At 42.8% G+C, this 24969-nt stretch carries 21 protein-coding genes; 12 read left to right on the forward strand and 9 right to left on the reverse strand.

The annotated features are described in order from the left end of the window. Nucleotides 1-48: 48 nt before the first annotated feature. Entirely contained in the window at nucleotides 49-1098 is a 1050-nt protein-coding gene (locus I3249_RS06470) for an ABC transporter substrate-binding protein (RefSeq protein ID WP_102094939.1), read from the reverse strand. A gap of 619 nt (nucleotides 1099-1717) precedes the next feature. On the opposite strand from I3249_RS06470, the gene I3249_RS06475 reads away from it, so the two are divergent. Next, entirely contained in the window at nucleotides 1718-2119 is a 402-nt protein-coding gene (locus I3249_RS06475; protein ID WP_238069173.1) for a hypothetical protein, read from the forward strand. Nucleotides 2120-2212: 93 nt separating this feature from the next. On the opposite strand, the gene metG is transcribed toward I3249_RS06475, so the two are convergent. Together metG and I3249_RS06485 are read right to left on the reverse strand one after the other, a co-directional pair. Continuing rightward, a complete protein-coding gene (gene metG, locus I3249_RS06480; RefSeq protein ID WP_238069174.1) occupies nucleotides 2213-4306 on the reverse strand; it encodes a methionine--tRNA ligase in 2094 nt (697 codons plus the stop codon). Between the two features lie 376 nt (nucleotides 4307-4682). Beyond that, nucleotides 4683-6098: a GntP family permease gene (locus I3249_RS06485; RefSeq protein ID WP_238069175.1), complete on the reverse strand. Its 1416-nt coding sequence runs from the start codon at nucleotides 6096-6098 to the stop codon at nucleotides 4683-4685. Nucleotides 6099-6490: 392 nt separating this feature from the next. Here I3249_RS06485 and I3249_RS06490 point away from each other — a divergent pair, with 392 nt between their 5' ends. From I3249_RS06490 to dcd, 8 genes are all read left to right on the forward strand, one after another. After that, a complete protein-coding gene (locus I3249_RS06490; RefSeq protein WP_238069176.1) occupies nucleotides 6491-7831 on the forward strand; it encodes a TIGR00366 family protein in 1341 nt (446 codons plus the stop codon). Nucleotides 7832-8086: 255 nt separating this feature from the next. Next, entirely contained in the window at nucleotides 8087-8800 is a 714-nt protein-coding gene (locus I3249_RS06495; protein ID WP_238069177.1) for a CoA transferase subunit A, read from the forward strand. Nucleotides 8801-8941: 141 nt separating this feature from the next. Then, complete coding sequence (locus tag I3249_RS06500) at nucleotides 8942-9571, forward strand: 3-oxoacid CoA-transferase subunit B (RefSeq protein ID WP_238069178.1); 630 nt, start codon at nucleotides 8942-8944, stop codon at nucleotides 9569-9571. 141 nt (nucleotides 9572-9712) lie between these two features. Next, the gene (locus I3249_RS06505) at nucleotides 9713-10513 is read left to right on the forward strand and encodes a 3-hydroxybutyrate dehydrogenase (RefSeq protein WP_238053161.1); all 801 of its coding nucleotides are present in this window, start codon (nucleotides 9713-9715) and stop codon (nucleotides 10511-10513) included. Between the two features lie 196 nt (nucleotides 10514-10709). Further along, entirely contained in the window at nucleotides 10710-11933 is a 1224-nt protein-coding gene (gene apbC, locus I3249_RS06510) for an iron-sulfur cluster carrier protein ApbC (RefSeq protein WP_238069179.1), read from the forward strand. 64 nt (nucleotides 11934-11997) lie between these two features. Continuing rightward, on the forward strand, nucleotides 11998-12435 hold the full coding sequence (locus I3249_RS06515) for a hypothetical protein (protein WP_238069180.1): 438 nt from the start codon (nucleotides 11998-12000) through the stop codon (nucleotides 12433-12435). A 12-nt stretch (nucleotides 12436-12447) separates the two neighbouring features. Next, nucleotides 12448-13617 (forward strand): DUF2804 domain-containing protein, encoded by a 1170-nt coding sequence (locus tag I3249_RS06520; RefSeq protein ID WP_238069181.1) that lies wholly within the window; start codon nucleotides 12448-12450, stop codon nucleotides 13615-13617. Nucleotides 13618-13745: 128 nt separating this feature from the next. Next, complete coding sequence (dcd, locus tag I3249_RS06525) at nucleotides 13746-14321, forward strand: dCTP deaminase (protein ID WP_058024138.1); 576 nt, start codon at nucleotides 13746-13748, stop codon at nucleotides 14319-14321. A 120-nt stretch (nucleotides 14322-14441) separates the two neighbouring features. Here dcd and I3249_RS06530 read toward each other — a convergent pair whose 3' ends face one another. The 6 genes from I3249_RS06530 to I3249_RS06555 form a co-directional block, all read right to left on the reverse strand. Continuing rightward, nucleotides 14442-14879: a ClpXP protease specificity-enhancing factor gene (locus I3249_RS06530; RefSeq protein WP_102078541.1), complete on the reverse strand. Its 438-nt coding sequence runs from the start codon at nucleotides 14877-14879 to the stop codon at nucleotides 14442-14444. Nucleotides 14880-15011: 132 nt separating this feature from the next. Further along, nucleotides 15012-15626 carry a glutathione S-transferase N-terminal domain-containing protein gene (locus I3249_RS06535; RefSeq protein WP_058024136.1) on the reverse strand — a complete coding sequence of 205 codons (615 nt, stop codon included), beginning with the start codon at nucleotides 15624-15626 and terminating at the stop codon, nucleotides 15012-15014. A 195-nt stretch (nucleotides 15627-15821) separates the two neighbouring features. Continuing rightward, nucleotides 15822-16535, reverse strand: a complete 714-nt coding sequence (locus tag I3249_RS06540; protein ID WP_165597050.1) for a cytochrome c1 — start codon at nucleotides 16533-16535, stop codon at nucleotides 15822-15824. Next, complete coding sequence (locus I3249_RS06545) at nucleotides 16535-17740, reverse strand: cytochrome bc complex cytochrome b subunit (protein ID WP_179798892.1); 1206 nt, start codon at nucleotides 17738-17740, stop codon at nucleotides 16535-16537. The genes I3249_RS06540 and I3249_RS06545 overlap by 1 nt, the downstream gene beginning before the upstream one ends. Before the next feature lie 22 nt (nucleotides 17741-17762). Beyond that, nucleotides 17763-18347 carry a ubiquinol-cytochrome c reductase iron-sulfur subunit gene (gene petA, locus I3249_RS06550; RefSeq protein ID WP_057759305.1) on the reverse strand — a complete coding sequence of 195 codons (585 nt, stop codon included), beginning with the start codon at nucleotides 18345-18347 and terminating at the stop codon, nucleotides 17763-17765. 521 nt (nucleotides 18348-18868) lie between these two features. Next, the gene (locus I3249_RS06555; RefSeq protein ID WP_238069182.1) at nucleotides 18869-20812 is read right to left on the reverse strand and encodes an ATP-binding cassette domain-containing protein; all 1944 of its coding nucleotides are present in this window, start codon (nucleotides 20810-20812) and stop codon (nucleotides 18869-18871) included. 240 nt (nucleotides 20813-21052) lie between these two features. Between I3249_RS06555 and I3249_RS06560 the strand changes: the two genes are divergently transcribed. The 3 genes from I3249_RS06560 to I3249_RS06570 all read left to right on the forward strand — a co-directional run bounded on the left by I3249_RS06560 (nucleotide 21053) and on the right by I3249_RS06570 (nucleotide 24516). Further along, nucleotides 21053-21310 carry a SlyX family protein gene (locus I3249_RS06560; protein WP_238069183.1) on the forward strand — a complete coding sequence of 86 codons (258 nt, stop codon included), beginning with the start codon at nucleotides 21053-21055 and terminating at the stop codon, nucleotides 21308-21310. 219 nt (nucleotides 21311-21529) lie between these two features. Next, entirely contained in the window at nucleotides 21530-22792 is a 1263-nt protein-coding gene (locus I3249_RS06565; RefSeq protein WP_238069185.1) for an outer membrane protein transport protein, read from the forward strand. A 374-nt stretch (nucleotides 22793-23166) separates the two neighbouring features. Next, on the forward strand, nucleotides 23167-24516 hold the full coding sequence (locus I3249_RS06570) for an outer membrane protein transport protein (RefSeq protein WP_238069186.1): 1350 nt from the start codon (nucleotides 23167-23169) through the stop codon (nucleotides 24514-24516). Nucleotides 24517-24969 lie beyond the last annotated feature (453 nt).

Genomic DNA, 24969 nt, shown 5'->3' on the forward strand with positions numbered 1-24969 from the left:
CGTACACTATATAAATAATTGACGAGCTAATAGATAGCTTACTACTTTTTATTTGGTTTCAGCATCAATATCAACATTGATGGCGTTTTTTAGTAACTCTGCTGGCAAGCTGACACCTTGTGTTTTGGCGTGCTTAGGACTGACATATAAGGTCAGGTCATTCATGACTTCAGGTTTGATGGTGTTGACCGCTTCGCCATTTAATACGCGATATACCATCTTGCCAGTGGTACGACCAAAATCATAGTCATTAACACCAAGCGCAGCAGTCGCGCCGCGTTTTACACTGAATTCATCAGACGCGATAATTGGTAACTTTAGCTCATTTGCTGCTTGGGTCATGGCCTCAAAGGCAGAAGCAACATTGTTGTCAAATGAGGTGTAGATGATATCTGCGCGTCCTTGCAAACTGCGTGTCGCCATACCGATATCCGTTGGGCGATTAGCAGGAATGTCTAATAGTGACAGACCTCGTGCTGGCAGAGCTTGTTTTAGATTTTCACGTAATGACACTGAGTTTGCCTCACCTGGGCTATAGACATAACCAATGGTCTTTAAGTCAGGCTTTATCTGCTGTAACAAATCTAACTGCGGCTCTAGCGGTAACTGGCTTGATAGTCCAGTCAAGTTGCTTTGAAAAGGCTTGCCATCTGCCGTGATGAGCTTGGCACCTAGCGGATCTGACACAGCAGTGTAGATAATAGGGATAGTGGTGGTCGCGGCTACCACTGACTGCGCAGAAGGCGTTGAGATTGCTACGATTGCATCAGGATTGTCTCCTGCAAATTGCTTGGCAATCTGTCCTGCGGTCGCTGTATTCCCTTGCGCACTTTGAAAGTTAACAGTTAGGTTTTGACCTTCGACATAGCCGTTATCAGCCAACTCATCAATAATACCGCGGCGCATATCATCTAATGATGGATGCTCAACGATTTGAGTAATGGCAATAGATTTGGCAGGTTTGTCTGTAGCCGTGCTATTTTCAGCAGTCGCTGCGGTCTCGGTAGAGGAGTTTGAGCAGCCGATTAGTCCAAGTGTGCTAATGGCACTAAGAGCAACGCCATATAGGCTTAAGCGTAGAGTAGAAGCGATAGTCATTATTAGGTTAACTCATAGGTTATATCAATTGTAAAAACCAAATGGATACGGTCAGACTGATTGAGCCTACTAACTTATATAGTAGTCATTTTGCTCATCTGTTTGGTGTACTTTGGTTTTTTACCATGATATTGAAGAATGCAGATTAGCCAAGTCAATGCTATGTTGATGCTGAGATAGCAGGCTAACAATTAAATAAAGTAATCGTTCCATCGATTATTATGTTCATATTATGACAGTAATGTAAGTTATCGCAATAAGAAATTAATGTGTAGCGGTCATGGTGATGGATAATAAAAAAATCATCACTTCTTTTTATCTTATTAAGACGCGTGATGCATTGAAGCTCTTATGCAGATCTAAATATAACGGATGCCACTAGGGTACTTTTATTCGCTCAAACCATATGCAAAAGACTTACATCCTAGCAACGCATCTATTACGTACTCACTTCATAATTAACGTAAGCTAATTTTCATACGAGAAACATGATAGGTCTAAGGATAATCTAGTCATTCTGGTGACATTGTGCTGCCATAGTGGATGTGAAATAGACTCTATCATTTATCTAACTTTTTCAAATGACCATTTTTCGAATGACTATTTTGAGGATAATATTATGAACACTGCTAATCTTAAATTATTAACCATCGCCGGTATCACTGCTACTTCTTTGATTGGATTGCCTGCTATGGCAAAAGATGGTCATGGAAACGGGCACGGTAATGGACATGGTAATAGCAAAGGTAACTCTGCCCATGTCAGTAAAAATTATAAGCATAATGGCAACGCCCACCCAAGTATCAACGCTTATCGCAATGCTAGCCCGAATGCCTCATTTAAGCGTGATCTTGATAGATACGGTTATAGAATAGTCGGCAAGATTGATAGAAGGGATTATGACCGCTCTGTCGTTTTAGACCGTTATGATGACCGTTACGTTCGTATTCGTACCCCAGAGAATAACATTGTGACAGTGATTAATGATACGTTGCAGATTATCGATATCTTGAGTAGATAAGTTACGGCTTGGTTTTTATAAATTTGACAAATCAACCATAAAAAAAGATGCCTTAGTGGCATCTTTTTTATTTCTTAATCCTAAAAATAACCGTTATGCCAGTACGTCGCCAACAACACAAGCATCCGGTAAGGTAACGACTGTTAAGCCTGTCTTTGGCTCGCCAGTTGACAATACCATGCCTTCTGATACGCCAAATTTCATCTTGCGCGGGGCAAGGTTGGTCACGCAAATAACCTTTTTATTAATCAGTTGCTCAGGCTCATAGAACTTACGAATACCACTGAATACGTTACGTGGTTTGTCTTCGCCAACATCTAGCGTGAACTGTAGTAGCTTATCAGCACCTTCTACATGGTTACACTCTAAAACGTGTGCGACTTTCATCTCGACTTTGGCAAAGTCTTCGATACCAATATAGTTAGTTTGTTCAGCATCCGCGTCTGTTGCAGGTGCTTTGTCTTTTGCGGCAGGCTTGCTATTGTCAGTCGCGGCAGGAGCGTCTACTTGTGCGAGAGAGGCTTTTGAGTCTTCCACCATGGCCTCAATATCTTTTTCTTCGATACGCTGCATGAGTGGTTTGAATTTATTAATTTTATGACCTAGTAACCACTCATTACGACTGGCAAAACTTAGATCATCAAGGTTCAAAAACTCTTTCGCATTGGCGGTCAGCTCAGGTAGTACTGGCGCGAGATAAACCATCAATTGACGGAAGATATTGATAGCGACCGAGCAGACGTCTTGAACTTCTTGCTCAGTACCCTCCAACTTCGCTAGTGACCATGGCTTTTTGGCATCGATATATTCGTTGGCTTTGTCCGCACACTGCATAATTAAACGCATAGCACGCGAGAATTCACGATTCTCATAGGCAGCAGCAATCTCATCGCCCGTTTTGGTGATGTCTTCTAACAGCTCTGATTCGACGCAAACTTCTGACAGCATACCGTCGTATTTCTTAACCAAGAACCCTGCACTACGACTGGCGATATTGACGACTTTACCAACCAAGTCAGAGTTTACCTTCTGCATAAAGTCTTCTAAATCTAAGTTGATGTCTTCAACTTTATCAGACAGTTTACTGGCGAAATAATAACGCAGATATTCAGGATGTAAGTGCTCAGCATACGTCTCGGCCTTAATAAAAGTACCGCGTGACTTACTCATTTTTTCGCCATTAACCATCAAGAAACCATGGGCAAAGACGCCTGTCGGTGTACGGTATTCGCTACCAGCTAGCATGGCTGGCCAAAACAAGGCATGGAAGTAAACGATGTCTTTGCCGATAAAGTGATAGACCTCGGTTTTGTGCTCGTTTTCTTGTGCCCAGTAGCGGTCGAAATCAAGTGCTTGGTCTGTCCCTGCACGCTTATCACATAGGTTTTTAAAGCTTGCCATGTAGCCGACTGGCGCATCTAGCCACACATAAAAGTATTTGTCTGGCTCATCGCTTGGGGTATCTGGAATTTGGAAGCCGAAGTAGGGCGCATCGCGTGAGATATCCCAGCTGGCAAGTCCTGCTTCAAACCATTCTTGAAGTTTATTAGCCACTGACGTTTGCAAACGGTTGTCACTGCGCGTCCAATCTTTTAGGAACTGCTCAAACTCTGGCAAATCAAAGAAATAATGCTTAGAGGTTTTAAGTACTGGCGTTGCATTAGACAGTGTCGAATGCGGGTCTTTTAGATCCGTTGCATCGTAAGTGGTGCCACATACTTCACAGTTATCGCCGTACTGGTCTGGTGAATCACACTCTGGACAAGTACCTTTGACAAAGCGATCGGCTAAGAATAATTGCTTTTCAGGATCAAATAGCTGCTCGACGTCTTTTGTGCTGATATGACCAGCATCATTGAGACGACGATAAATCAGCTCAGAGAACTGTTTGTTTTCTTCTGAATGAGTGCTGTGGTAATTATCAAAGTTGATAAGGAACTTTGAAAAATCCGCTTCATGTGAGGCTTTAACTGAGGCAATTTGCTCTTCTGGCGTTACGCTGTTGGCTTCTGCTTTGAGCATGATTGCCGTACCGTGTGCATCATCCGCGCAGACATAGGTAACCTGATGGCCTTGCGCTTTCATCGCACGTACCCAAATGTCAGTTTGAATATATTCTACAAGATGCCCCAAATGGATATAGCCATTGGCGTAGGGCAGCGCACTGGTTACTAGAATCTCACGCACAAAATCACCTATATTTTTATATAAACGGGTTAGTTATCGAACATCTCAAACGATTCATCGCTCATCGATGCGACATCGTTAATGCTAAAAACTTCTAAAAATAATAAAAATTCAAAAAGTGTGCCTATGATACCGTAAATCAAATAAATTTGTGATATTCCTTGGTAATTACTTCTCATTTGGCAAGCACTTATTAACCATAAACAATAGCCTTGCATCGTATTTGATAGTTATAGAATAGTTATCAATCAGCCATGAAAAAACCCACCAAGCAGTATGCCGAGTGGGTTTTTTATTTATCCATTATTCACCTAGATACCAATAGTTAGTCACAATAAATAGCTAAGTGACTAAATGATTAAATGACTAAGTTAGCTTAGAATGAACCGAACATCGTACCTAAGATAATCACAGCGACCACAGCGACCAATGGAATGATCATTGTAACCATCGCCAAGTTCAAATAAGACTGTTTGTGGGTCAGACCACAAATCGCTAGCAAGGTGATGACAGCGCCACTGTGCGGAAGCGTATCGAGACCACCTGCCGCCATGACGGCTACGCGGTGCATTAGCTCAGGGTCGATACCGGCATTGACCGCCATTCTTAAATAATCTTCACCCAATGTAGATAGCGCAATACTCAAGCCGCCAGACGATGAACCTGTGATACCAGCAAGCGTAGTCATAGCGACCGCTTCTGAGATCAGAGGGTTGTCAGGGTTTAGGTTTAGGATGCTATCACGAATGATAAGGAAGCCTGCGAGCGACGCGATAACTGCACCGTAACCTACTTCTGATGCGGTATTAAAAATCGGCAACATAGAATCATAAGTACCACGGTTAATGGTTTTTTGTAGATTATTCCAATGTCCAATACGTAGCAGAATTAACACCACACAAGCTACGACCAACGAGATAATAATTGACCATAACCCTAGCGAGCCTGCGATATTCAAGTCTGGGAATTGAGTTTGTAGACTACTAAAGTCTATCGATGGGAATACCACATAGGTCAATATAGCGTTCAAGCCAATGACCAATACCAGCGGAATCATGGCAACGGTGAATGAAGTGTGATGAGTGTTTAATACCTCAGCTTCTTTTGCCGTTGCGCCAACACCGCCTACATCTTCTTCGTCATGCTGACCATAACCTTCGCCCGCTGCATTGGCTTTTCTGGCACGTGATTGCAGCCACATCCAACCACAAATAAACATGATCGTACCGCCGATGATACCCAAGATAGGGGCGGCAAATACGTTGGTATTGTAGTAAGGAATGGGAATAGCGTTTTGAATGGCTGGCGTGCCTGGCAGTGCAGTCATCGTAAACGTAAATGATCCTAGAGCAATCGCTGCTGGAATCAAACGTTTTGGGATATCGGCTGCTCTAAACAAGTCTTTGGCGATTGGATAAATAGCAAAAGCCACAACGAACAACGATACGCCGCCATAGGTCAAAATAGCACAGACCAAAATCACCGCAAGGATGGCCTTGCTAGCACCGAGCTTTTCGACGACCGTATTGGCAATGGCGGTTGCTGCGCCAGAGTCTGCCATTAGGCGGCCAAATAGTGCCCCTAGCAAGAATATAGGAAAAAACTTAAGCAAGAATCCACTTAACGCGCCCATAAAAACATCGGTATAAGCGGGGATGGTGTTTAAGAAGTCACCTGATAGTAAGACTGCCAGCGTCGCCATAATCGGTGCTAGGATCAGCACAGAATAACCGCGATAAGCAAAAAACATGAGTAATAATAGGGTGATGACAATCGCAAATGTACTAAACATGATAGCCCTCCTTGGCAAAATTAAGACAGCGAGTATGTCGCGCTTATCGATGTAGGTCAATAAGATTTAGGTCAATAAAATTAATCAAAAAACCTTATTTTTTTATATTCTATTAAACATAAATCCAATTGCGATATTATTGAAGGATAAGGAATACTTTGTTGACTCGCGTGCTCTTGGGTTATTTTCTAATCACTACGAAAATAATATGTTAAGTTATCACAACTGTTTCACGCATGATATAGCGAGATAAAATGTATTGTTATGGATAATAATGTAAAATATAATGCGTGCCATTTATCAGGTAGAGTATGCAGTCGTCGCTCTCAAGTCTGATAAAGCTCTAATAATAACTCTTAAAACCAAACATCAAATTTACAAGGAATGTGAATATGTTTAGTGCCATCACTAATGCGAGCGTACAGTTAGTCAACCGCTATCTACCATCCCCATTCGTGTTTTCGATCGTATTGACCCTCATTGCATTTGCTGTAGGACTGGCAATTACTGGCCAAGATATGATTGCGATGGCAGGGCATTGGGGCAATGGACTGTGGTCACTGCATAGCTTTGCCATGCAAATGGCATTGGTTTTAGTGACAGGCTATGCCTTTGCTAGTGCGCCATTCATTCAACGCTTATTGGACAATCTGGCTAGTCGTGTTCACTCTCCTACGACCGCCATTATCGTATCGACCTTGGTGGGATTGGTTGGCTCATGGATAAACTGGGGCTTTGGTTTAATCATCGGGGCAATCTTTGCAAAGGCCTTGGCCAGAAAAGTCGCTAATGTCGACTATCCGCTATTGGTCGCGGCTGCCTATTCAGGCTTTGTGATTTGGCATGGTGGCTTTTCAGGTTCGATACCGCTGACACTTAGCTCGGGCGGTGATACGCTCCTGACGTTGTCAGGCAATACTATGACAGAAGCAGTGCCTTTATCGCAGACGGTATTTGCAGGCTACAACATGCTGCTAGTGGGTTTACTTATCGTTATTTTGCCACTCGTCAATCGCTTTATGCATCCTAAAAATCCTACGGTTATTGATCCTAAGCTGATCAAAGAAGAGATCTACGTCGCGCCACAAAGAGACACGCCTGCACAAAAATTAGATGATAGCCGTATTATTGCTGTCATCTTATTGGCCTTAGCACTGATGTACTATATTAGCGAGTTTGGTAGTAACGGTTTTAACCTCGGGCTTAATACCGTTATTGGGCTATTCTTGTTCATAGGTTTGCTATCGCATGGCACGCTAGAGCGTTATTATCGTGCCGTACACTCAGGCATCGGCGGCATCACAGGTATTGTACTGCTGTTCCCTTTCTATGGCGGTATCATGGGAATTATGACGGGTGCCAATGCGGATGGCATCTCTATCAGTACGCAAGTCACCGAGTTTTTTGTCAATTCCGCTTCTGCAGACAGTTTCCCAATTTTTGCATTTTTAAGTGCTGGCTTGGTCAATGTCTTTGTGCCATCGGGCGGTGGACAGTTTGCTGTGCAAGGCCCCGTTATGATTCCAGCTGGCATTGAGCTAGGTGTTAGTCCAGCCATTACTGCGATGGCGATTGCATGGGGGGACGCGTGGACCAATATGATTCAGCCGTTTTGGGCTTTGCCATTGTTGGGTATCGCAGGTTTGGATGCACGCGCTATCATGGGCTACTGCCTAATAGTACTGGCAGTCTCTGGTGCCATTATCATGAGCGTGTTTTGGCTATTGGTATAGTCATTCCACTATAAAAGTATTACTGCGTTAACCTCGCTTGAAGTATTTAATATACATCTACACTCGGTTGCCTTGTACTATTTTTAAATTGAATCGTCTATATGGCGTTATAACGCTCAAAAGAAAAACAAGCATAATGAATTTTCACTGTTAGGTTTTATCAAAAGCAACAATCAAACGGATAATTGAGACACTTAATTCAGCATTAGTTTATGCACGGATTAAAAATATAAATAACAGTCATAGGAGACAAGCATGAGTCAATCAAAAGTATATAACAGTGCTGAAGAAGCGCTAAAAGGCGTCGTTAGTGACGGGCAAACGCTCGCGATCGGTGGCTTCGGTCTATGCGGTATTCCAGAAGCATTAATTGCAGCGCTGCGTGATAGCAAAGTTAAAGAGCTGACTTGTATCAGTAATAACGCTGGTGTCGATGACTTCGGTCTTGGGCTATTGCTACAGACACGCCAAATCAAAAAAATGATTTCATCTTATGTGGGTGAAAACAAAGAGTTTGAGCGCCAGTATTTGGCAGGCGAGTTAGAAGTTGAGTTGACGCCTCAAGGAACCTTGGCTGAAAAACTGCGCTCAGGCGGTGCTGGTATCCCTGCGTTTTATACCGCAACAGGCGTAGGTACATTAGTCGCTGAAGGCAAAGAAACGCGTGATTTTGATGGTCGTACTTATGTGTTGGAGCATTCCTTACGTGCTGATATCGCTCTAATCAAAGCGCAAAAAGCTGATAAAGCGGGCAATCTGATATTTAATAAAACGGCTCGTAACTTTAATCCAGATTGTGCGATGGCCGGTAAAATCACAATTGTTGAAGTCGAAGAAATCGTTGAGACAGGTACGTTTGATCCAGACGAAGTGCATCTGCCAGGTATTTTTGTTCAGCGTATTGTATTGAATGCTAGCCCTGAAAAACGTATTGAAAAGACCACGACTAAAGCTGTAGAAGGCGCGTAAATAAAAACGTGGTCGACGCTTAATCGTACGTGAAATCAACAGTTAATTTTAGATTGATAATAGTTTAGAAAGCTAATTGATTCGATAACTGGCTATCTAAATGAATAAAAATAGAATATCGCAAAAAATAAGGAAATCAGCATGGCATGGACAAGAGAGCAAATGGCGCAACGCGCTGCAAAAGAGCTACAAGATGGCTACTATGTGAACCTAGGCATCGGTCTTCCAACGTTGGTCGCCAACTACATCCCTGAAGGCGTGGACGTATGGCTACAATCAGAGAATGGCTTGCTAGGTATTGGTGAGTTCCCTACAGCAGAAAACGTTGATGCTGACTTGATTAATGCGGGCAAGCAAACGGTGACTGCAGAAGCTGGTGCTAGCTATTTTAGTAGCTCAGAGTCTTTTTCAATGATTCGTGGCGGTCATGTCAACTTGGCAATATTGGGTGCAATGGAAGTCTCAGAAAAAGGCGACCTTGCCAACTGGATGATTCCCAAAAAGATGGTTAAAGGCATGGGCGGGGCGATGGATTTGGTTGCAGGCGTACAGCGTGTGATTGTCCTAATGGAACAAGTCAATAAGCATGGCGAACCAAAAATCTTGGCAAACTGTGAGCTACCATTGACGGGTAAAGGCGTGGTTGATCGTATCATTACTGAGCTTGCTGTATTAGATGTTACTGATGAAGGCCTCAAACTGGTTGAATTAGCAGATGGTGTGAGCTTTGATGATCTACAAGAAAAAACGCCAGTAAGTATTATTCAGTAAACTTTGTACAGTAAAGTGACTGTCGTAAGATTAATCTGTTTTATCCCGCAAATAAATACGCCACTATAATCATAGTGGCGTATTTGTTCAGTTCAATTTTATAAAAACTAATAGTATTTTAGACCATGATAAGGAATATGTATGGCGACCCAATTAGAACAAGATTTGACAGGCAAAGTAGCATTGGTCACTGGCTCTGCAAGCGGTATCGGACGTGACATCGCTGAAACTTATGCAAAAGCAGGCGCAGCGGTTGGTATTGCCGATATTAATCTCGAAGCGGCACAAAAAACCGTTGATGCTATTGAAGCTGCTGGTGGACGTGCTCTAGCAATTGCCATGGATGTTACCTCAGAAGATGCGGTAAACGACGGTGTACAACAGCTAGTTGATACTTTTGGTAGTATTGATATTTTGGTTTCTAATGCTGGCATTCAGATTATTGACCCTATCGATAAAATGGCGTTTAGCGATTGGAAAAAAATGCTTAACATCCACTTAGATGGCGCTTTTTTGACCACTAAAGCCGCGATTAAGCACATGTATAAAGGTGATAAGGGCGGCACAGTTATTTATATGGGTTCTGCGCACTCGCATGAGGCCTCATTATATAAAGCCCCTTACGTGACTGCTAAGCACGGACTACTAGGACTGTGCCGTGTATTGGCCAAAGAAGGTGCAGCGCATAAAGTACGCTCGCATGTGATTTGCCCAGGATTTGTCAAAACGCCATTGGTCGAAAAACAAATCCCAGAGCAAGCAGCTGAAAAAGGCATCAGTGAAGAGTCAGTTATTAATGATATTATGTTGGTCAATACAGTAGATAAAGAGTTTACGACAGTAGAAGATATTGCTCAATTGGCACTATTTTTAGCGGCTTTCCCAACCAATGTATTCACTGGACAATCTATCGTGGCCAGTCATGGTTGGTTTATGAATTAATATATGTACAAATTGCATATACCACAACGCCAGACCTACTGGCGTTGTGGTTTTTTTATGCCTCCAATTCAGCTACACTGTCACGATAGAAGGTTTGGCTAATATACTCATTAACGCTATCAGCTGTAAGATACACAATGAGACAACTTGAGCGATTTGCCAGATCTACCCACTTGTATAGGCCATAATAGTAGCTATGTTTAACTTTATGAAGAAAAAAACCACAAAAACCGAAACGCCTCAGCAGCAGGCAGAGCGTGATAGTGCCGTCGACAAAGTCCTACTTGGATATGAGATAGGTGCTGTCAGTATTGCCACGATGGTCACAGGGCTTGAGCGTGATGGCGAAGCACTTACGTTAGACCTGCGTTTGCCGAAAGACAGCAATCCTGAAGTTATCCAGCAGGAGCTTGGGCAGTTGCTACACCCGCATGGTATTACCACGATTCATATGAACGTGCGTCTGCCTGCGCCAGAAAAGGGTTCAGGTTCAAGCTTACCAAAGCAGATGCCAAAGACAACCAATGCGATGGAGTCTCAGCCTTCATCTGATGCTAATAACAATGATAGTAACACTAACGCTGAGCCACCGATTACGAAAGCTGCACCTACGCAAGCATCGTTGGCCGCGCATCCTCGTATCCGTCATATTATTGTTGTGGCATCAGGTAAGGGCGGTGTTGGCAAATCAACCACCACGGTCAACATTGCCTTAGCACTACAGAAGCTTGGCAATCGCGTTGGTGTGCTAGATGCCGATATCTATGGTCCTAGTATGCCAACGATGCTAGGCGTTGCTGATGTGAAGCCGCAACTAGAAAACGAGCAATTCGTACCGGTCGATGCGCATGGTATGGCAATGCTCTCTATCGGTAGCTTGCTTGATGGAGATAATACTCCGGTTGCATGGCGTGGACCAAAAGCCACGGGTGCATTGATGCAGCTATATAATCAAACCAATTGGCCCCAGCTAGACTACCTAGTGATTGATATGCCACCCGGTACGGGTGATATACAGCTGACATTGGCGCAGCGTATTCCAGTCACGGGTGCTGTCATTGTCACGACACCGCAGCATGTTGCCTTGCTCGATGCGCAAAAAGGCGTTGAGATGTTTAACAAAACCAACATTCCTGTGCTTGGCGTAGTTGAAAACATGGCGCTACATACCTGTAGCAACTGTAATCACACCGAAGCGATCTTTGGTACGGGTGGCGGTGAATTTATCGCTGAGCAGTATCAGGTACCGCTATTGGGTCAGCTACCACTTGCCAGTGGCATTCGTGCACAAGTTGATAAAGGCGTGCCAAGCGTCTTAGCTGATGATGAGTTTGCACAATATTATCTAGATATTGCCAAAAACATCGAAACCAACATCAATAAATTCGCAAAGCCTGTCGATGATAAGCGGATTTTTTGATGATGGAGAAGTAGCCTAAGCTGGCAACTTTTAAAGTAAATGTATTGTCTAAAAAGAAGATATCTTGAACTTATCTATTTATCAAAGCCATTTAGACAATACTCTCAAGCAGTATAGAGTCTTACGATTATTTCGCCCGCCGATATACATCATTGAACTCTCAAACAATCAGTTGATTGCCGTTTGCTACTATAAAGATGGCAGTAGCAAACGCTATCAGATTAATGCTGACTTTAGCAATCGCCGAATGGTAATTGCCGATTTTAACAAATTCGCAAAGGCTCTCGCTGAGCTGTTAAAAAAGTTTCCAAGACACTTTTTATGGATGAGTGCGCTTGCATCAATCAATGTTACACAAACACTAGCAGATGGATTAACCAGTATTGAAGTTAAGGTGATAACTGAAGCGTTTTTTGAGGGTTCTGTACAGGCAAAAAGAAGAATTTTACATAGCACCGTTAGCTATCAAGGACAGATAGTACCTTTAGAAAAATTTGGCTAGGATGCAGATATCATGAATAAAAGCCACGACAAACCGTATACTGCCGCCAACTTAAAACTGGCAAATCTCGAATATCTTATCCAAAATGGTCAGCCTGTTTTTGGTGTTTTCTCCCAAGTCAAAAGTATCAACTACTTAGACTATTATAGTCATCTCATTTCACAAAAATCCTTACCTAACTGGCGTAAAGAATTACAAGCCAACCAATTCTGCTTTATTCAGATACTCCAGCCCCCGTATCGAATGTGCCTCGCGCTCGCAACGATTAAGCTTGCGACTAGTGCTTTCGTTTACATTTATAATGAAGATACTCAGCAGCTGGAAGTCTGTGAGGCGCTACAGCCTTTGACGCATCATACGCACTTAGATGGTGATGGTTATCAAGGGCAGATGGTATTTACACATACAAAGCTCAGCGTCACCTTGGATTTTAGTCCTGCTCAGATGAATATTGCGCTCGACAGTCAGTATGTTGCAATAACGGCAGCGTTAGCACGAAGCGCACAACCGTTAGCCATATGTACGCCCACTGGTAGGCGTGGCTGGACGTTTACGCAAAAAGAGCCGTTGACCGCACTATCTGGGCATTTACTCATTAAAGCCAAGTCAAAATTTCATACTGATGCTCCTGATGCTCCTGATGCTCAACCTCAAAAAATAAAATTCACCGATGCTACTATTGCCAATCTAGATTGGACGCTCGGCTATATGCGTCATGAGACCAATTGGTTTTGGAGCTGTATCACTAGCTATTTGTCAGATGGTCGTCACTTTTTGCTCAATCTGTCTATGGGTGTCAATGAGACAGGAGTCAGTGAAAATGCGTGTTGGCTTGAGGGGCAAATATTCTATTTACCACCCGTTATGTTTGCTCGTGAAGGTTCAAGTATTCGATCAAATCAGCCAGATAGTCTTGAGCCAAGTATAGAAAGTGTAGAAACTGACGCTAGCATCTCAAAGCCATGGCGTATCTATCATCAAAATCTCGGGTGGAGCAATGTCGATATTGATTTGAGCTTCACACCGATTACCGTTTATAAAAAGACCGATAATTTTGGTGTGATAGCCAGTATCTTTGAGCAGTGGATAGGTTTTTATAGTGGTGAAATTCGAATAAGAGATGAAGTTGTTAGGCTTGATAATGTCATGGGGCTCGCAGAAGATCATTTTGCCAAATGGTAGCTTCTAAGATATAACATGGGAATAAATGAGATTAATGGCTGTATTCAGCTTTAAGTAGCCGCTCCTCTATAAATTCAGCCACCAATTCCGTATAATCGTCGCTATTAAATATTTGCTAAGGAACAACAATGTCTATTAAGTCTGACCGCTGGATTCGTAAAATGGCCGAAGAGCACGGCATGATTGAACCGTATGAGCCAGGTCAAGTGCGCTTCAATGATGCAGGCGAGCGTTTGGTTAGCTACGGCACCTCAAGCTACGGTTATGATGTGCGCTGTGCTCCTGAGTTTAAAGTTTTTACCAACGTACATTCAGTGGTCGTTGATCCTAAAAACTTCGATGATAAAAGCTTTATCGATATCGTTGGTGACGAATGTATCATTCCACCAAATTCATTTGCTTTAGCCCGTACTATGGAGTACTTCCGTATTCCGCGTGATGTATTGACTATTTGCCTAGGTAAATCGACTTACGCGCGCTGCGGTATTATCGTCAACGTAACCCCGCTTGAGCCTGAGTGGGAAGGGCACGTCACTTTAGAGTTTAGTAATACGACCAATCTGCCAGCCCGTATCTATGCTGGCGAAGGCGTTGCGCAAATGCTGTTTTTCCAAAGCGATGCTGATGACGTTTGTGAGACCAGTTACAAAGACCGCGGTGGTAAATACCAAGGTCAGCGCGGCGTGACACTGCCAAGAACCTAGTCAGTGACACCCAATTAGGGTCTTAAACAGGTAATAAAAAAGCCAGTCATATTAAATATGGCTAGCTTTTTTATTGGGTTAAATAGAACTGTTCTAAGGTTCTATTTATTTCAAGACTTTCTACTTTAAGACCTTTAAACCTGCTTTATTATCACGCTTTGGTTTAGGTGCTTTGGCAGGACTGTTGTTAGACATTGGTGCTGAGTCGTCTTCTGGCTGATAGTTGTCATACTCTTTTGGATCAAAGAACATCCCTTGCGAGTTCTCTTTAGCGTAGATACCCATCACCGCAGTAAGTGGCACCCAGATTTCTTGTGATACACCACCGAAGCGCGCACTAAAATGAATATAGTCATTTTCCATACTCATGTTACCCGTAGCACGGCTGGCGATATTTAATACGATACGACCGTCTTGCACATGCTCGGTTGGTATTTGCACATTGTCAGCGGTAGCATCGACCATCAAGTATGGTGTCAGAGCGTTGTCTTCTATCCATTGATATAGTGCGCGTACCATATAAGGGCGGGTAGGTGTAATAGAGGTGGTTTCGCTCATCTAATGATTTCCTATACTAATAATTTTTAATAATGAAAAATATCTCGTTTAGCAATTTATCAAATGACAGATGCTAATTAACGTCTATCTTATTTATACTTTATTTTAGGACAGCTTTTGATACTTGTCTAATCAACGCACGCTTTTTTGGAAGCTACTGCGCTCAAACACTCTCGTTTGGTATTCAAACAATGGACGGCTAATGGCACGTGGCAGCTCAATACCCATCTCGTCTAATCGCCATAATAGTGGTGCTAATAACACGTCACACCAACCAAACTCATCAGCCATGAAATAAGGCTTATGAGCGAACAGCGGTGACAGAGTGATCAACGAGTCACTGAGCTGTTTTTTGGCAACGGCAGCCTGTGCTTTATTAAAGCTATCTGGATGCGTCAACAAGCGCTTGCCTAGTACTAACCAATCACGCTGAATGCGCCAAGCCAATTGGCGAAACTGTGCACGCTCTTGCGGTGTCTCAGGGAGCAGTTTATTGGTATGATAACGCTCTTCTAAATACTCAAAAATGACATTAATCTCATAAAGCGCAATCTCACGCTGCTGTAATACAGGCAAGGTGTGATAAGGGTTTAGCTCAGTCAAATCTTCAGGGCGCTCAGAATGTAAGCGAGACAAATAGTAAGCGAGCTTTTTTTCTTCAAGTAATAGGCGTACCACATGACTGTCGTAGCCGTCATCAGCATACAAAATTAGCTGACTACTTGGAATGTCATTCGCATCAATCATGAAAGCCTAATGTTAATAGTGAAGGTTGTCATCGTAAACAAACTCGCAACGTTTATCAAGGTAGTGTACGTAAACATTAGCGCTGAGCGACTTATTTTACGGTATATCTAGTATTTATGCTCTATATCAAGGCACAAAAAAGCACTACCGAAGTAGTGCCTTTTTTAATTCTCAGAACCGTTTGCTGACTATGACTTATTTAACATCTTTCCAGAATTCTTTATTCAATAAGTAAACTGGGATGAGCAGTACTAATAAGAATAGAATTACAAAGAAACCAATTACTTGACGGTCATGGCGAGCAGGTTCGCCCATCCACGCCATAAAGTTAACCAAGTCACCAACTTCAGATTCAAACTCTTCTTGGCTCAACTCTTCTTGCATATTATGCAATACGTGAGGCATCGCTGCATTGGCCAGTACTAAGTTGTTTGCACCCCAAGGACGGCTTGGATCTTCATAGAACGACAGTAGGTAAGTATATACCCAATCATCGCCACGTAGACGTGTCTCAAGTGATAGATCAGGCGGCGCTGCGCCAAACCAAGATGCTTGAATCTCAGGATCGATCTCAGCAGTAATGTGGTCACCGATTTGATCGGTAGTAACCATCAAATACTTTTCAACCAGCTCAGGCGGTATCTCTAAATCTTTGGCAATGCGTGAGTGACGAACGTACTTAGCTGAGTGACACCCAGCACAGTAGTTCATAAAGATTTTTGCACCGTTTTGTAGCGAGCCCTTATTGGTAAAATCAATAGGAGCTGTACTACAAGCCAGGTGTTCATCAACGCCATCTGCATTGGTGAATGTACCGCAGCCACTGCCTGAAGCCATTGCCGTACCAGCAGTCAAGGTTAATGCCGCGCCTAAGCCTAGACCAGCTAGGGATTTAATTAGCGTGCTCATTAGTGACCTCCGGTAACGCGTTCTGGTGGCTGTTTACACTTCTCAATCGCAGTGTAGAAAGGCATCAGTAAGAAGAACAAGAAATATAGAATCGTGAATACACGAGCCATGATGGTTGCCGTTGGTGTAGCAGGCGTCGCACCTAAGTAACCCAATACAACAAAGCTAATAGCAAATACAGTAAGCGCGATTTTAGACAAGATACCTTTATAACGTATAGAGCGCACAGGAGACCTATCAAGCCATGGGATCAAGAACAGTACGGCAATCGCACCACCCATCGCAATCACGCCACCAAGCTTGTCAGGAACCGCACGTAAAATAGCGTAGAACGGCGTGTAGTACCATACTGGTGCAATATGTGCTGGTGTTTTCAGTGAGTTCGCTGTCTCAAAGTTTGGTGGTTCAAGGAAGAAACCGCCGCCTTCTGGGAAGAAGAATACCACTGCAAAGAAGCAGATAAAGAACACAACAATACCAACCATGTCATGCACAGTGTAGTACGGATGGAATTCGATACCGTCTAATGGCACACCATTTTTATCTTTTAGCTTCTTAATATCGATGCCATCAGGGTTGTTCGAGCCCACATGATGCAATGCCACGATATGCATAAATACTAAGCCTACCAGTACTAATGGAATAGCAACAACGTGTAGAGCAAAGAAACGGTTTAGGGTAATACCAGAGATGATATAGTCACCACGTACCCATTCAGCAAGGCCATCACCAATCACAGGTAGCGCTGCGGGTAAGTTCAAGATAACCTGAGCACCCCAGAATGACATGTTGCCCCAAGGTAGTAGGTAACCGAAGAAACCTTCTGCCATAAGTGCTAAGTAGATACCCATACCGATGAGCCAGATAAGCTCACGAGGTTTTTGGTATGAACCGTATAGCAAGGCTCTAAACATATGCAGATAGACAACGACGAAAAACGCAGATGCGCCGGTTGAGTGCATATAGCGAATGAGCCAACCACCTTTTACGTCACGCATGATGTATTCAACAGACGCAAATGCCCCTTCGGCACTTGGGTTGTACATCATCGTAAGCCATATACCAGTCACCAATTGGTTGACCAGTACAATCATCGATAGCACGCCAAAGAAGTACCAAAAGTTAAAGTTCTTTGGTGCGTAGTACTTTGACATATGGTATTCATAGGTTTCGGTCGCTGGAAAACGCGCGTCCACCCAATGCATTAACTTTTTACCAATACTCATATTAAGCCTCCCCAACCGTCAAGATGGTACCATCCATACCATATTCTGGAACGGGTAAATTAAGTGGTGCAGGGACGCCGCTATATACGCGACCTGCTAAGTCATATTTTGACCCGTGACACGGACAGAAAAATCCGCCGTACCAATCATTACCACCTAAATCCACCGCGCCCACATCAGGACGGTAGTTTGGTGCACAGCCCAAATGTGTGCAAACGCCTTCGACCACCAATACGGTTGGATCTAAAGAGCGAGTAGGATTTTTGCAATATTCAGGTTGTAGAGACGCATCAGACTCAGGATCGGATAATAGAGGCTTGACTGACTCTAATCCTGCAACCATGTCTTCGGTGCGCTTAACCACATAAATAGGTTTACCACGGTATTTGACGACGATCATTTGTCCATCTTCGATAGAACCAATATCTTGGGTCACTGCAGCCCCTGCAGCCTCAGCTTTAGCGCTTGGGTACCAAGAACGGACAAAAGGTGTCGCCACGGCAGCTACCCCAGCTGCACCAATCGCGGCAGTTGAGGCAATAAGAACTCTACGGCGTTGTACATTAACGCCTTCGGCTTGGCTCATTAATACTTCCTCCAGGTGAATGAAATGGGATTATCCCACACTGGGTTTGTGGCTTAGAAAATATACAATATCAAGCCACTTTAGCTGTGCCTAATTTTGCTAATTGTTGCTATTCTAAGCTATTTCGGTGATAAAATAAATTATTGCGTTAAAAATAAAGCAACCTCAATAGGACATATTAGAAGGTTGAATATGACAATCAAACTAAAACAGTTGGATTATCAACGTTTAACGCTAACTTTGCTTTAACAAGGATTATGATGTGATGACCTTATAAATAATAAGGATTTTCAGCAATAGCGAATGATACTTGAAATTAAGGTAATGTTCACTAACTTTCACCATCTAACTACTTTGTAAGTTGCTGTAAAACAAATATCACCACTCTATATAATAAAGTAGTGATGTTTTCATAATGATTAATAAGGTTTTGTCAGACTATCAGAAACTTGTTTATCGAAATACGCAATACAAAGTACATGTGCGATATTCCAATAAACTCAGCTAGAGAGTTGCCACTATTAGCCTTCAAGCTCACTCCAACGTTCAAGCTTGTGCATCATCTCATCTTCGATGGTTAAGAGACGCTCACTAGCAGCTGTCGCCGCATCAAAGTCGGTATTGAACCAAGAGCCATCGGCCAGCTTTTCTTGCAATTGAGCCTGTTCAGCTTCGAGTGCAGCGATTTCTTTTGGCAAGTTATCCAGTTCGCGTTGATCATTATAATTTAGCTTTTTGACTGGCTTATTTGGTTTCGCTGCTGCGCCAGACTTATTTGTCGCTTTATTGCTTGCTGCATTGTTGGCAGGCGCTTTAGCAGCACGGGATGCTTCTTCGCGGTTTTTTTGTACGAGGTACTCTTGATAACCACCTACATACTCACTAACAGTGCCTTTACCATATTCATCTTCGCCAAACACCCACGTAGAGGTAACGACGTTGTCCATGAATGAACGATCATGACTGATCAGCAAAATCGTACCACCAAAGCTGGCGACTGATTCTTCTAACAACTCAAGTGTTGCCATGTCCAAATCGTTGGTCGGCTCATCGAGTACCAAAATATTGGCAGGTTTCAATAACTGCTTGGCCAGTAGTACTCGGTTACGCTCACCACCAGACAGTGCTTTGACAGGTGTACGTGCGCGCTCTGGTGCAAATAAGAAATCTTGCAAGTAGCTCATGATATGTGTTTTGCGACCGCCAACTTCGACAAAGTCAGAACCTTCCGAAACGTTTTGTGCAACGCTTGCTTCAAGGTCTAACTGATCACGCAGCTGATCGAAGAATGCGATTTTTAGATTAGTACCTAATTCGACACTACCAGACTTGGTAACTTCGTCATCAGACATATCGAGTAGGGCTTTAATAAGCGTAGTTTTACCAGCACCGTTAGGCCCAACAATACCAATCTTATCGCCACGCATAATAGTAGTCGTAAAATCATCTACTAATATGTTGCCGTCATATTCAAGATGTAAGTTTTTGACTTTACAGACAAGCTTGCCGCTTTTCTCGCCTTGACCCATGGTGATGTTTACATTGCCCACTTGTTCACGGCGATCGCTACGCTCTTCACGTAAGGCCTTTAGTTCACGTACACGGCCTTCGTTACGGGTACGACGGGCTTTGATACCTTGACGAATCCAAACTTCTTCTTGTGCCAGTTTTTTATCAAAGTTGGCATTGTTCTTTTCTTCAGCTTGTAACTGTAGCTCTTTCAGCTCTTGATAGCGCGCGTAGCCACCTTCGCCTTGTGTCACGTCATAGCTGGTCAATTGGCCACGGTCAAGCTCAATAATGCGAGTCGATAGTTTATTGACGAATGCTCTATCATGAGTCACGAACAACAACGTTAAGCCTTGCCAATCAAGCAAAAAGCGTTCTAACCATTCGATACTTTCAACATCCAAATGGTTGGTTGGCTCATCTAGTAGTAGCACATCAGGCTTAGTAACTAGCGCCCGAGCAAGTAACACGCGGCGTTTACGACCACCAGATAGAGATGATAAGTCATCTTCTGGATTAAGGCCCATGGTCGTAATCAGACGCATGGCATCGCGCTCCAAGTCCCAACCATGCACCGCATCGATATCATGCTGTAGGGTCGCCATGTGCTCACAGGCATCCATATCGCCATTCGCGCACATATCGACTTGCTTATTATAGTTAATGAGCAAATCAGCCGTGCGACGACTGCCGCCCATGACGATGTCTAATATGCGACCGCTAGTCTCAGGAACGTCTTGCTCTAGCATCGCTACACGCATGCTACTGTTGGTAATAATCTCGCCACTGTCAGGCTGCAATGAGCCATTGATCAGTTTAAACAAAGTAGATTTACCTTCGCCGTTGCGGCCAATCAAGCACACACGCTCGCCTGTATTGATAGAAAAATCAATACCATCAAGAACAGGCGCGACGCCAAAGGCTAAGTGAATGTCTTTTAAATGAATCAGTGCCATAGAGTATCTTAAGCTTATATAATAGTGAGGTAGGGGTTGTTGCAAAATTGCCTGCAGTATAACATGCCACCGCATCACTGTAGTGAGAGTAAATAGTTTTATCAGTACTATTTATTGCTTTTACTAATGGATGCTATTTAACGACTATTATTATAGATTTATCTCTAATCTACAGTACTCCTTGAACCCCTTAATAATCCATTCTTTCAATTTAATATTTACTATAATTTAGAGAAAAATATGAACCAACCTAGAATTACAGATGATACTTCTGATATTCAAAATGATTTGCAAGCCCAAGTAATCGATTTGCAAATGAGCCTCGCGCACCTTGAAGTTACCGTCGAACGACTGGATGACGTAATCACGCGACAAGACAAAGATATTCATACGCTGCAACGTCAACTACAGCTGATTTATAAACAGATTGAGGGTCAAGATACGGAAAGTGGCATTGCACCATTCGATGTAATGGCAGACAGACCGCCACATTATTGATAAGTAAGATTTGGAAAGAAAATCTTTTAATAACGGAAAATATATACGTATTTTTATATATAGATACTGTTTAATGACTATGTGGTCATAACATGGGAATAATGTGTTTTTGTAGTTGTTTTAGTGTTAAAAAATCTTTACTATCTTCCACCTCGGATACTGATTACCTATTAATACTGGGTAAAACAGTAAAACAATGCGGATGTTTGGAGATATAAAATGCGCCACACCTTTCATTTAAAAACTCTTGCAGTAGCTATTGCTACTCTTTCTGTTGCTAGCGTCGCTAGTGCTGCTGGCCTTGATCGCTCAGGCCAAGATATCACCGCATTCCTACAAGACGGCACTTATGCAGAAGCTGTCTACACTTATATCGATGCTGATGTTACTGGTCACGACAACGCTTATATCGGTTCAGACAACAAAGCTTATACTCAGGGCAAGAAAATTGATGATATCGCTGAGTCTTATGACTTTTTCCGCTATGGTGTAAAAGCAGATATCAACGAAACCTTTAGCGTTGGTGTGTTATATGATGAGCCTTTTGGTGCAGCAGCTGATTATAGTGGTGATAACAACTTTGTAGATCAAAATCCTGCTTCACCTAGAAATGGTGAAGGTACGAATGTAGAAGTGCGTACTGAGAGCATCACAGGTATCATCGGTGCAAAATTTGGTGAAAATAAGAACTTTCAAGTTTACGGCGGTCCAGTTGCCCAGCGTGTCAAAGCTGATGTAAAACTTCGTGGTACTGCTTATAGTGCCGCTAATGGCTATACTCTACATACCAGTGCTGATCAAGATTACGGTTATATCGCAGGTATTGCTTATAGCAAACCTGAGATCGCTTTGAAAGCTGCCTTAACCTATCGTTCAGAAATTGAACACAATGCAAAATCATCTGAAATCTATCCTGTTGTAGGTACTGGCACTATACCAGATCCTATCGAATCTGCGTTAGGTCTTTCAACAGATAGAAATGATAGCATTGAAATCACCACGCCTAAATCAGTTAACTTTGATTTCCAAACTGGTATCAATCCAACAACATTAGCTACTGCAAAAGTACGCTGGGTACCATGGAGTGATTTTGCTATCGTACCATCACTATACAATGATGTTAGTAAAGTATCGACAAGAGATGACAAAGGCTTGGCATTAGTCAGCTACGACGAAGACCAGTGGCAAGTAGAACTCGGCCTTGCCAAGCGTGTCGCACCAGCATTGGCTATCAGCGGTACTGTGGGTTGGGATAGCGGTGCGGGCAACCCAGTATCTTCACTAGGTCCTATTGAAGGTTATTATAGCGCTGGTCTGGGTGCAAAATACAACGTTACCGAAAACTGGGCTGTATCAGCTGGCGGTAAATACTTATGGTTCGGCGATGCCGAAGGCCAAATTCCAACCCAAAAGATTGTTAGTGATTTCGAAAGTAATGATGGCTTTGTACTTGGTGTAAAGGTTTCTTACCAAGCTCAGTAATTCACAACTTAGCTATATAGCAAATTTTTTAAATGTTATTGATAAAAGAGCGATCCTTTATGGGTCGCTTTTTTATATAGGCAGTATTACAGTCATAGTGAACCCGTTTTATCTCAAAGAAAAATTCTCCTATAAATATATATTTCAGAAAATTCACATTTAAAAGTAGAAGTAAACGACATTGTTTGATTTATATCTTATTTGTACTGTTCAGTCATAATTGAGAAATAAAGCACTTTAATTGTTGTTTTAGTGTCAAAAAGGCATTAGTATTCAACTTAGGACACGACTTTGACACTCTCAATGTTAAGCGCAACAATGCTATATATTGATTATCAAAGTAGTAATACAACAAGGACCGTTGGAGATACACAATGCACACTACCTTTCATTTGAAAACCCTCGCAGTAGCTATTGCTACTCTCTCTGTTGCTAGCGTAACCAACGCTGCTGGTCTTGATCGTTCAGGTCAAGATGTCACTGCCTTTTTTCAAGATGGCACTTACGCTGAAGCGGTCTATACTTATATTGACGCTGATGTAAGCGGCTACGATAGTGCGAATGTTAACCCTGGCCAAAATGACTATGAGCGTGGCAATAAAACAGGCGACATTGCTGAATCTTATGATTTTTTCCGCTATGGCGTGAAGACTGATATCAACGACACATTCAGTGTGGGTGTGCTATATGATGAGCCTTTTGGTGCTGCTGCTGAATACACGCAAAGCAATTTTGTGGCAAGCAATAATCCTCAAGCTTCAGGAGGCGCATTGGTAGCTGATGGTGTAGCTCCGCAGACCGCAGGTGCCATAGCGTTAGCTGAATCAACAGCTGCAGGCGAAAATACCAATGTGGAAGTCCGTAGCCAAAGCTTGACCGGTATTCTTGGAATGAAATTCGGTGCGAATAAAAACTTCCAAATTTATGGTGGTCCAGTTGCACAGCGCATTCAATCTGAAACCAAACTGCGTGGTTTAGCTTATGGCCCTGCTAGTGGTTATACCTCAACCAGTAACCCTGATATGGATTATGGTTATATTGCAGGTTTCTCTTTTAGTAAGCCTGAAATCGCTTTGAAAGCGGCGTTGACTTATCGCTCTGAGATCGATCATGATATAGAAATATCTGAAACTTATCCGATAGCAGCTATTTCAGCTATTGCAGGACAAGGCGGAGACCCTAGTACTGTTCCTGTACCACAGATATTAGCGGCATCAACTCAAGTTAACAACTACAAGATTACCACCCCTAAATCAGTCAACTTTGATTTCCAAACAGGTATCAATCCGACTACTTTAGCGACGGCAAAAGTCCGTTGGGTACCATGGAGCGATTTTGCCATCACACCACCACTGTATAATGAAGTAAGCACTAACGCAGCACGTCCTGATGGTTTGAACTTGGTTGAGTACGATGATGACCAATGGCAAGTAGAGCTTGGTCTGGCCAAGCGTGTCGCACCAGCACTTGCTATTAGTGGTACGGTTGGTTGGGACAGTGGCGCCGGTGATCCGACAACATCTTTAGGTCCTGTTGACGGTTACTATAGTGTTGGTCTTGGGGCCAAATACAACGTCACTGAGAACTGGGCGGTATCTGCTGGTGGTAAGTACTTATGGTTTGGTGACGCTCAAGGCGCCCTACCGACTGACAAAATCGTTGCCGATTTTGAAGACAATGATGGCTTTATTGCTGGTGTAAAGCTTTCTTATCAAGGTAAATAGCCTATTTATATAACTGCTAAACAATAAGAAAGCGACCTATGATGGGTCGCTTTTTTGATGGGTTTTCTATTAAGTATTCTATTATTAGTGCTCGAATATAGGTGCAACAGCAAAGATAATCTTTATAGTACTAATTCATATAGCAAGGCTACATCTTATTTGCCTAGTTTAGTTTCTTGTCTATATATAGTGAGTATCTTACGGATCAAAGGTTGATAATTACTTATACCTTATCGAACATCTAGTAAGTTGCTAATGACATAGCATACTTAAGGTATACAAGGAAAAGATCTAAATAGGTAATCAAATGTGTCGTTAAAAAAAGATAGTATTATTAGACCTCTTGCAAAAGTGGCAGAGGATTTTACAATAACTAATGCACTCACAACTGGCTGGAAACCATGCCAAACATAGATAAGCTACTTGAACAGAATGATGCAGGCTTTAAGCGCT

This window comes from Psychrobacter sp. Ps1, from assembly GCF_022129425.1.
GTDB lineage: Bacteria > Pseudomonadota > Gammaproteobacteria > Pseudomonadales > Moraxellaceae > Psychrobacter.

Coding starts and splice junctions, on each gene's coding strand:
- I3249_RS06470 (WP_102094939.1), bottom strand. CDS start 1,098: ATGACTATCGCTTCTACTCTACGCTTAAGCCTATATGGCGTTGCTCTT.
- I3249_RS06475 (WP_238069173.1), top strand. CDS start 1,718: ATGAACACTGCTAATCTTAAATTATTAACCATCGCCGGTATCACTGCT.
- I3249_RS06485 (WP_238069175.1), bottom strand. CDS start 6,098: ATGTTTAGTACATTTGCGATTGTCATCACCCTATTATTACTCATGTTT.
- I3249_RS06490 (WP_238069176.1), top strand. CDS start 6,491: ATGTTTAGTGCCATCACTAATGCGAGCGTACAGTTAGTCAACCGCTAT.
- I3249_RS06495 (WP_238069177.1), top strand. CDS start 8,087: ATGAGTCAATCAAAAGTATATAACAGTGCTGAAGAAGCGCTAAAAGGC.
- I3249_RS06500 (WP_238069178.1), top strand. CDS start 8,942: ATGGCATGGACAAGAGAGCAAATGGCGCAACGCGCTGCAAAAGAGCTA.
- I3249_RS06505 (WP_238053161.1), top strand. CDS start 9,713: ATGGCGACCCAATTAGAACAAGATTTGACAGGCAAAGTAGCATTGGTC.
- apbC (WP_238069179.1), top strand. CDS start 10,710: ATGTTTAACTTTATGAAGAAAAAAACCACAAAAACCGAAACGCCTCAG.
- I3249_RS06520 (WP_238069181.1), top strand. CDS start 12,448: ATGAATAAAAGCCACGACAAACCGTATACTGCCGCCAACTTAAAACTG.
- dcd (WP_058024138.1), top strand. CDS start 13,746: ATGTCTATTAAGTCTGACCGCTGGATTCGTAAAATGGCCGAAGAGCAC.
- I3249_RS06530 (WP_102078541.1), bottom strand. CDS start 14,879: ATGAGCGAAACCACCTCTATTACACCTACCCGCCCTTATATGGTACGC.
- I3249_RS06535 (WP_058024136.1), bottom strand. CDS start 15,626: ATGATTGATGCGAATGACATTCCAAGTAGTCAGCTAATTTTGTATGCT.
- I3249_RS06540 (WP_165597050.1), bottom strand. CDS start 16,535: ATGAGCACGCTAATTAAATCCCTAGCTGGTCTAGGCTTAGGCGCGGCA.
- I3249_RS06545 (WP_179798892.1), bottom strand. CDS start 17,740: ATGCATTGGGTGGACGCGCGTTTTCCAGCGACCGAAACCTATGAATAC.
- petA (WP_057759305.1), bottom strand. CDS start 18,347: ATGAGCCAAGCCGAAGGCGTTAATGTACAACGCCGTAGAGTTCTTATT.
- I3249_RS06555 (WP_238069182.1), bottom strand. CDS start 20,812: ATGGCACTGATTCATTTAAAAGACATTCACTTAGCCTTTGGCGTCGCG.
- I3249_RS06560 (WP_238069183.1), top strand. CDS start 21,053: ATGAACCAACCTAGAATTACAGATGATACTTCTGATATTCAAAATGAT.
- I3249_RS06565 (WP_238069185.1), top strand. CDS start 21,530: ATGCGCCACACCTTTCATTTAAAAACTCTTGCAGTAGCTATTGCTACT.
- I3249_RS06570 (WP_238069186.1), top strand. CDS start 23,167: ATGCACACTACCTTTCATTTGAAAACCCTCGCAGTAGCTATTGCTACT.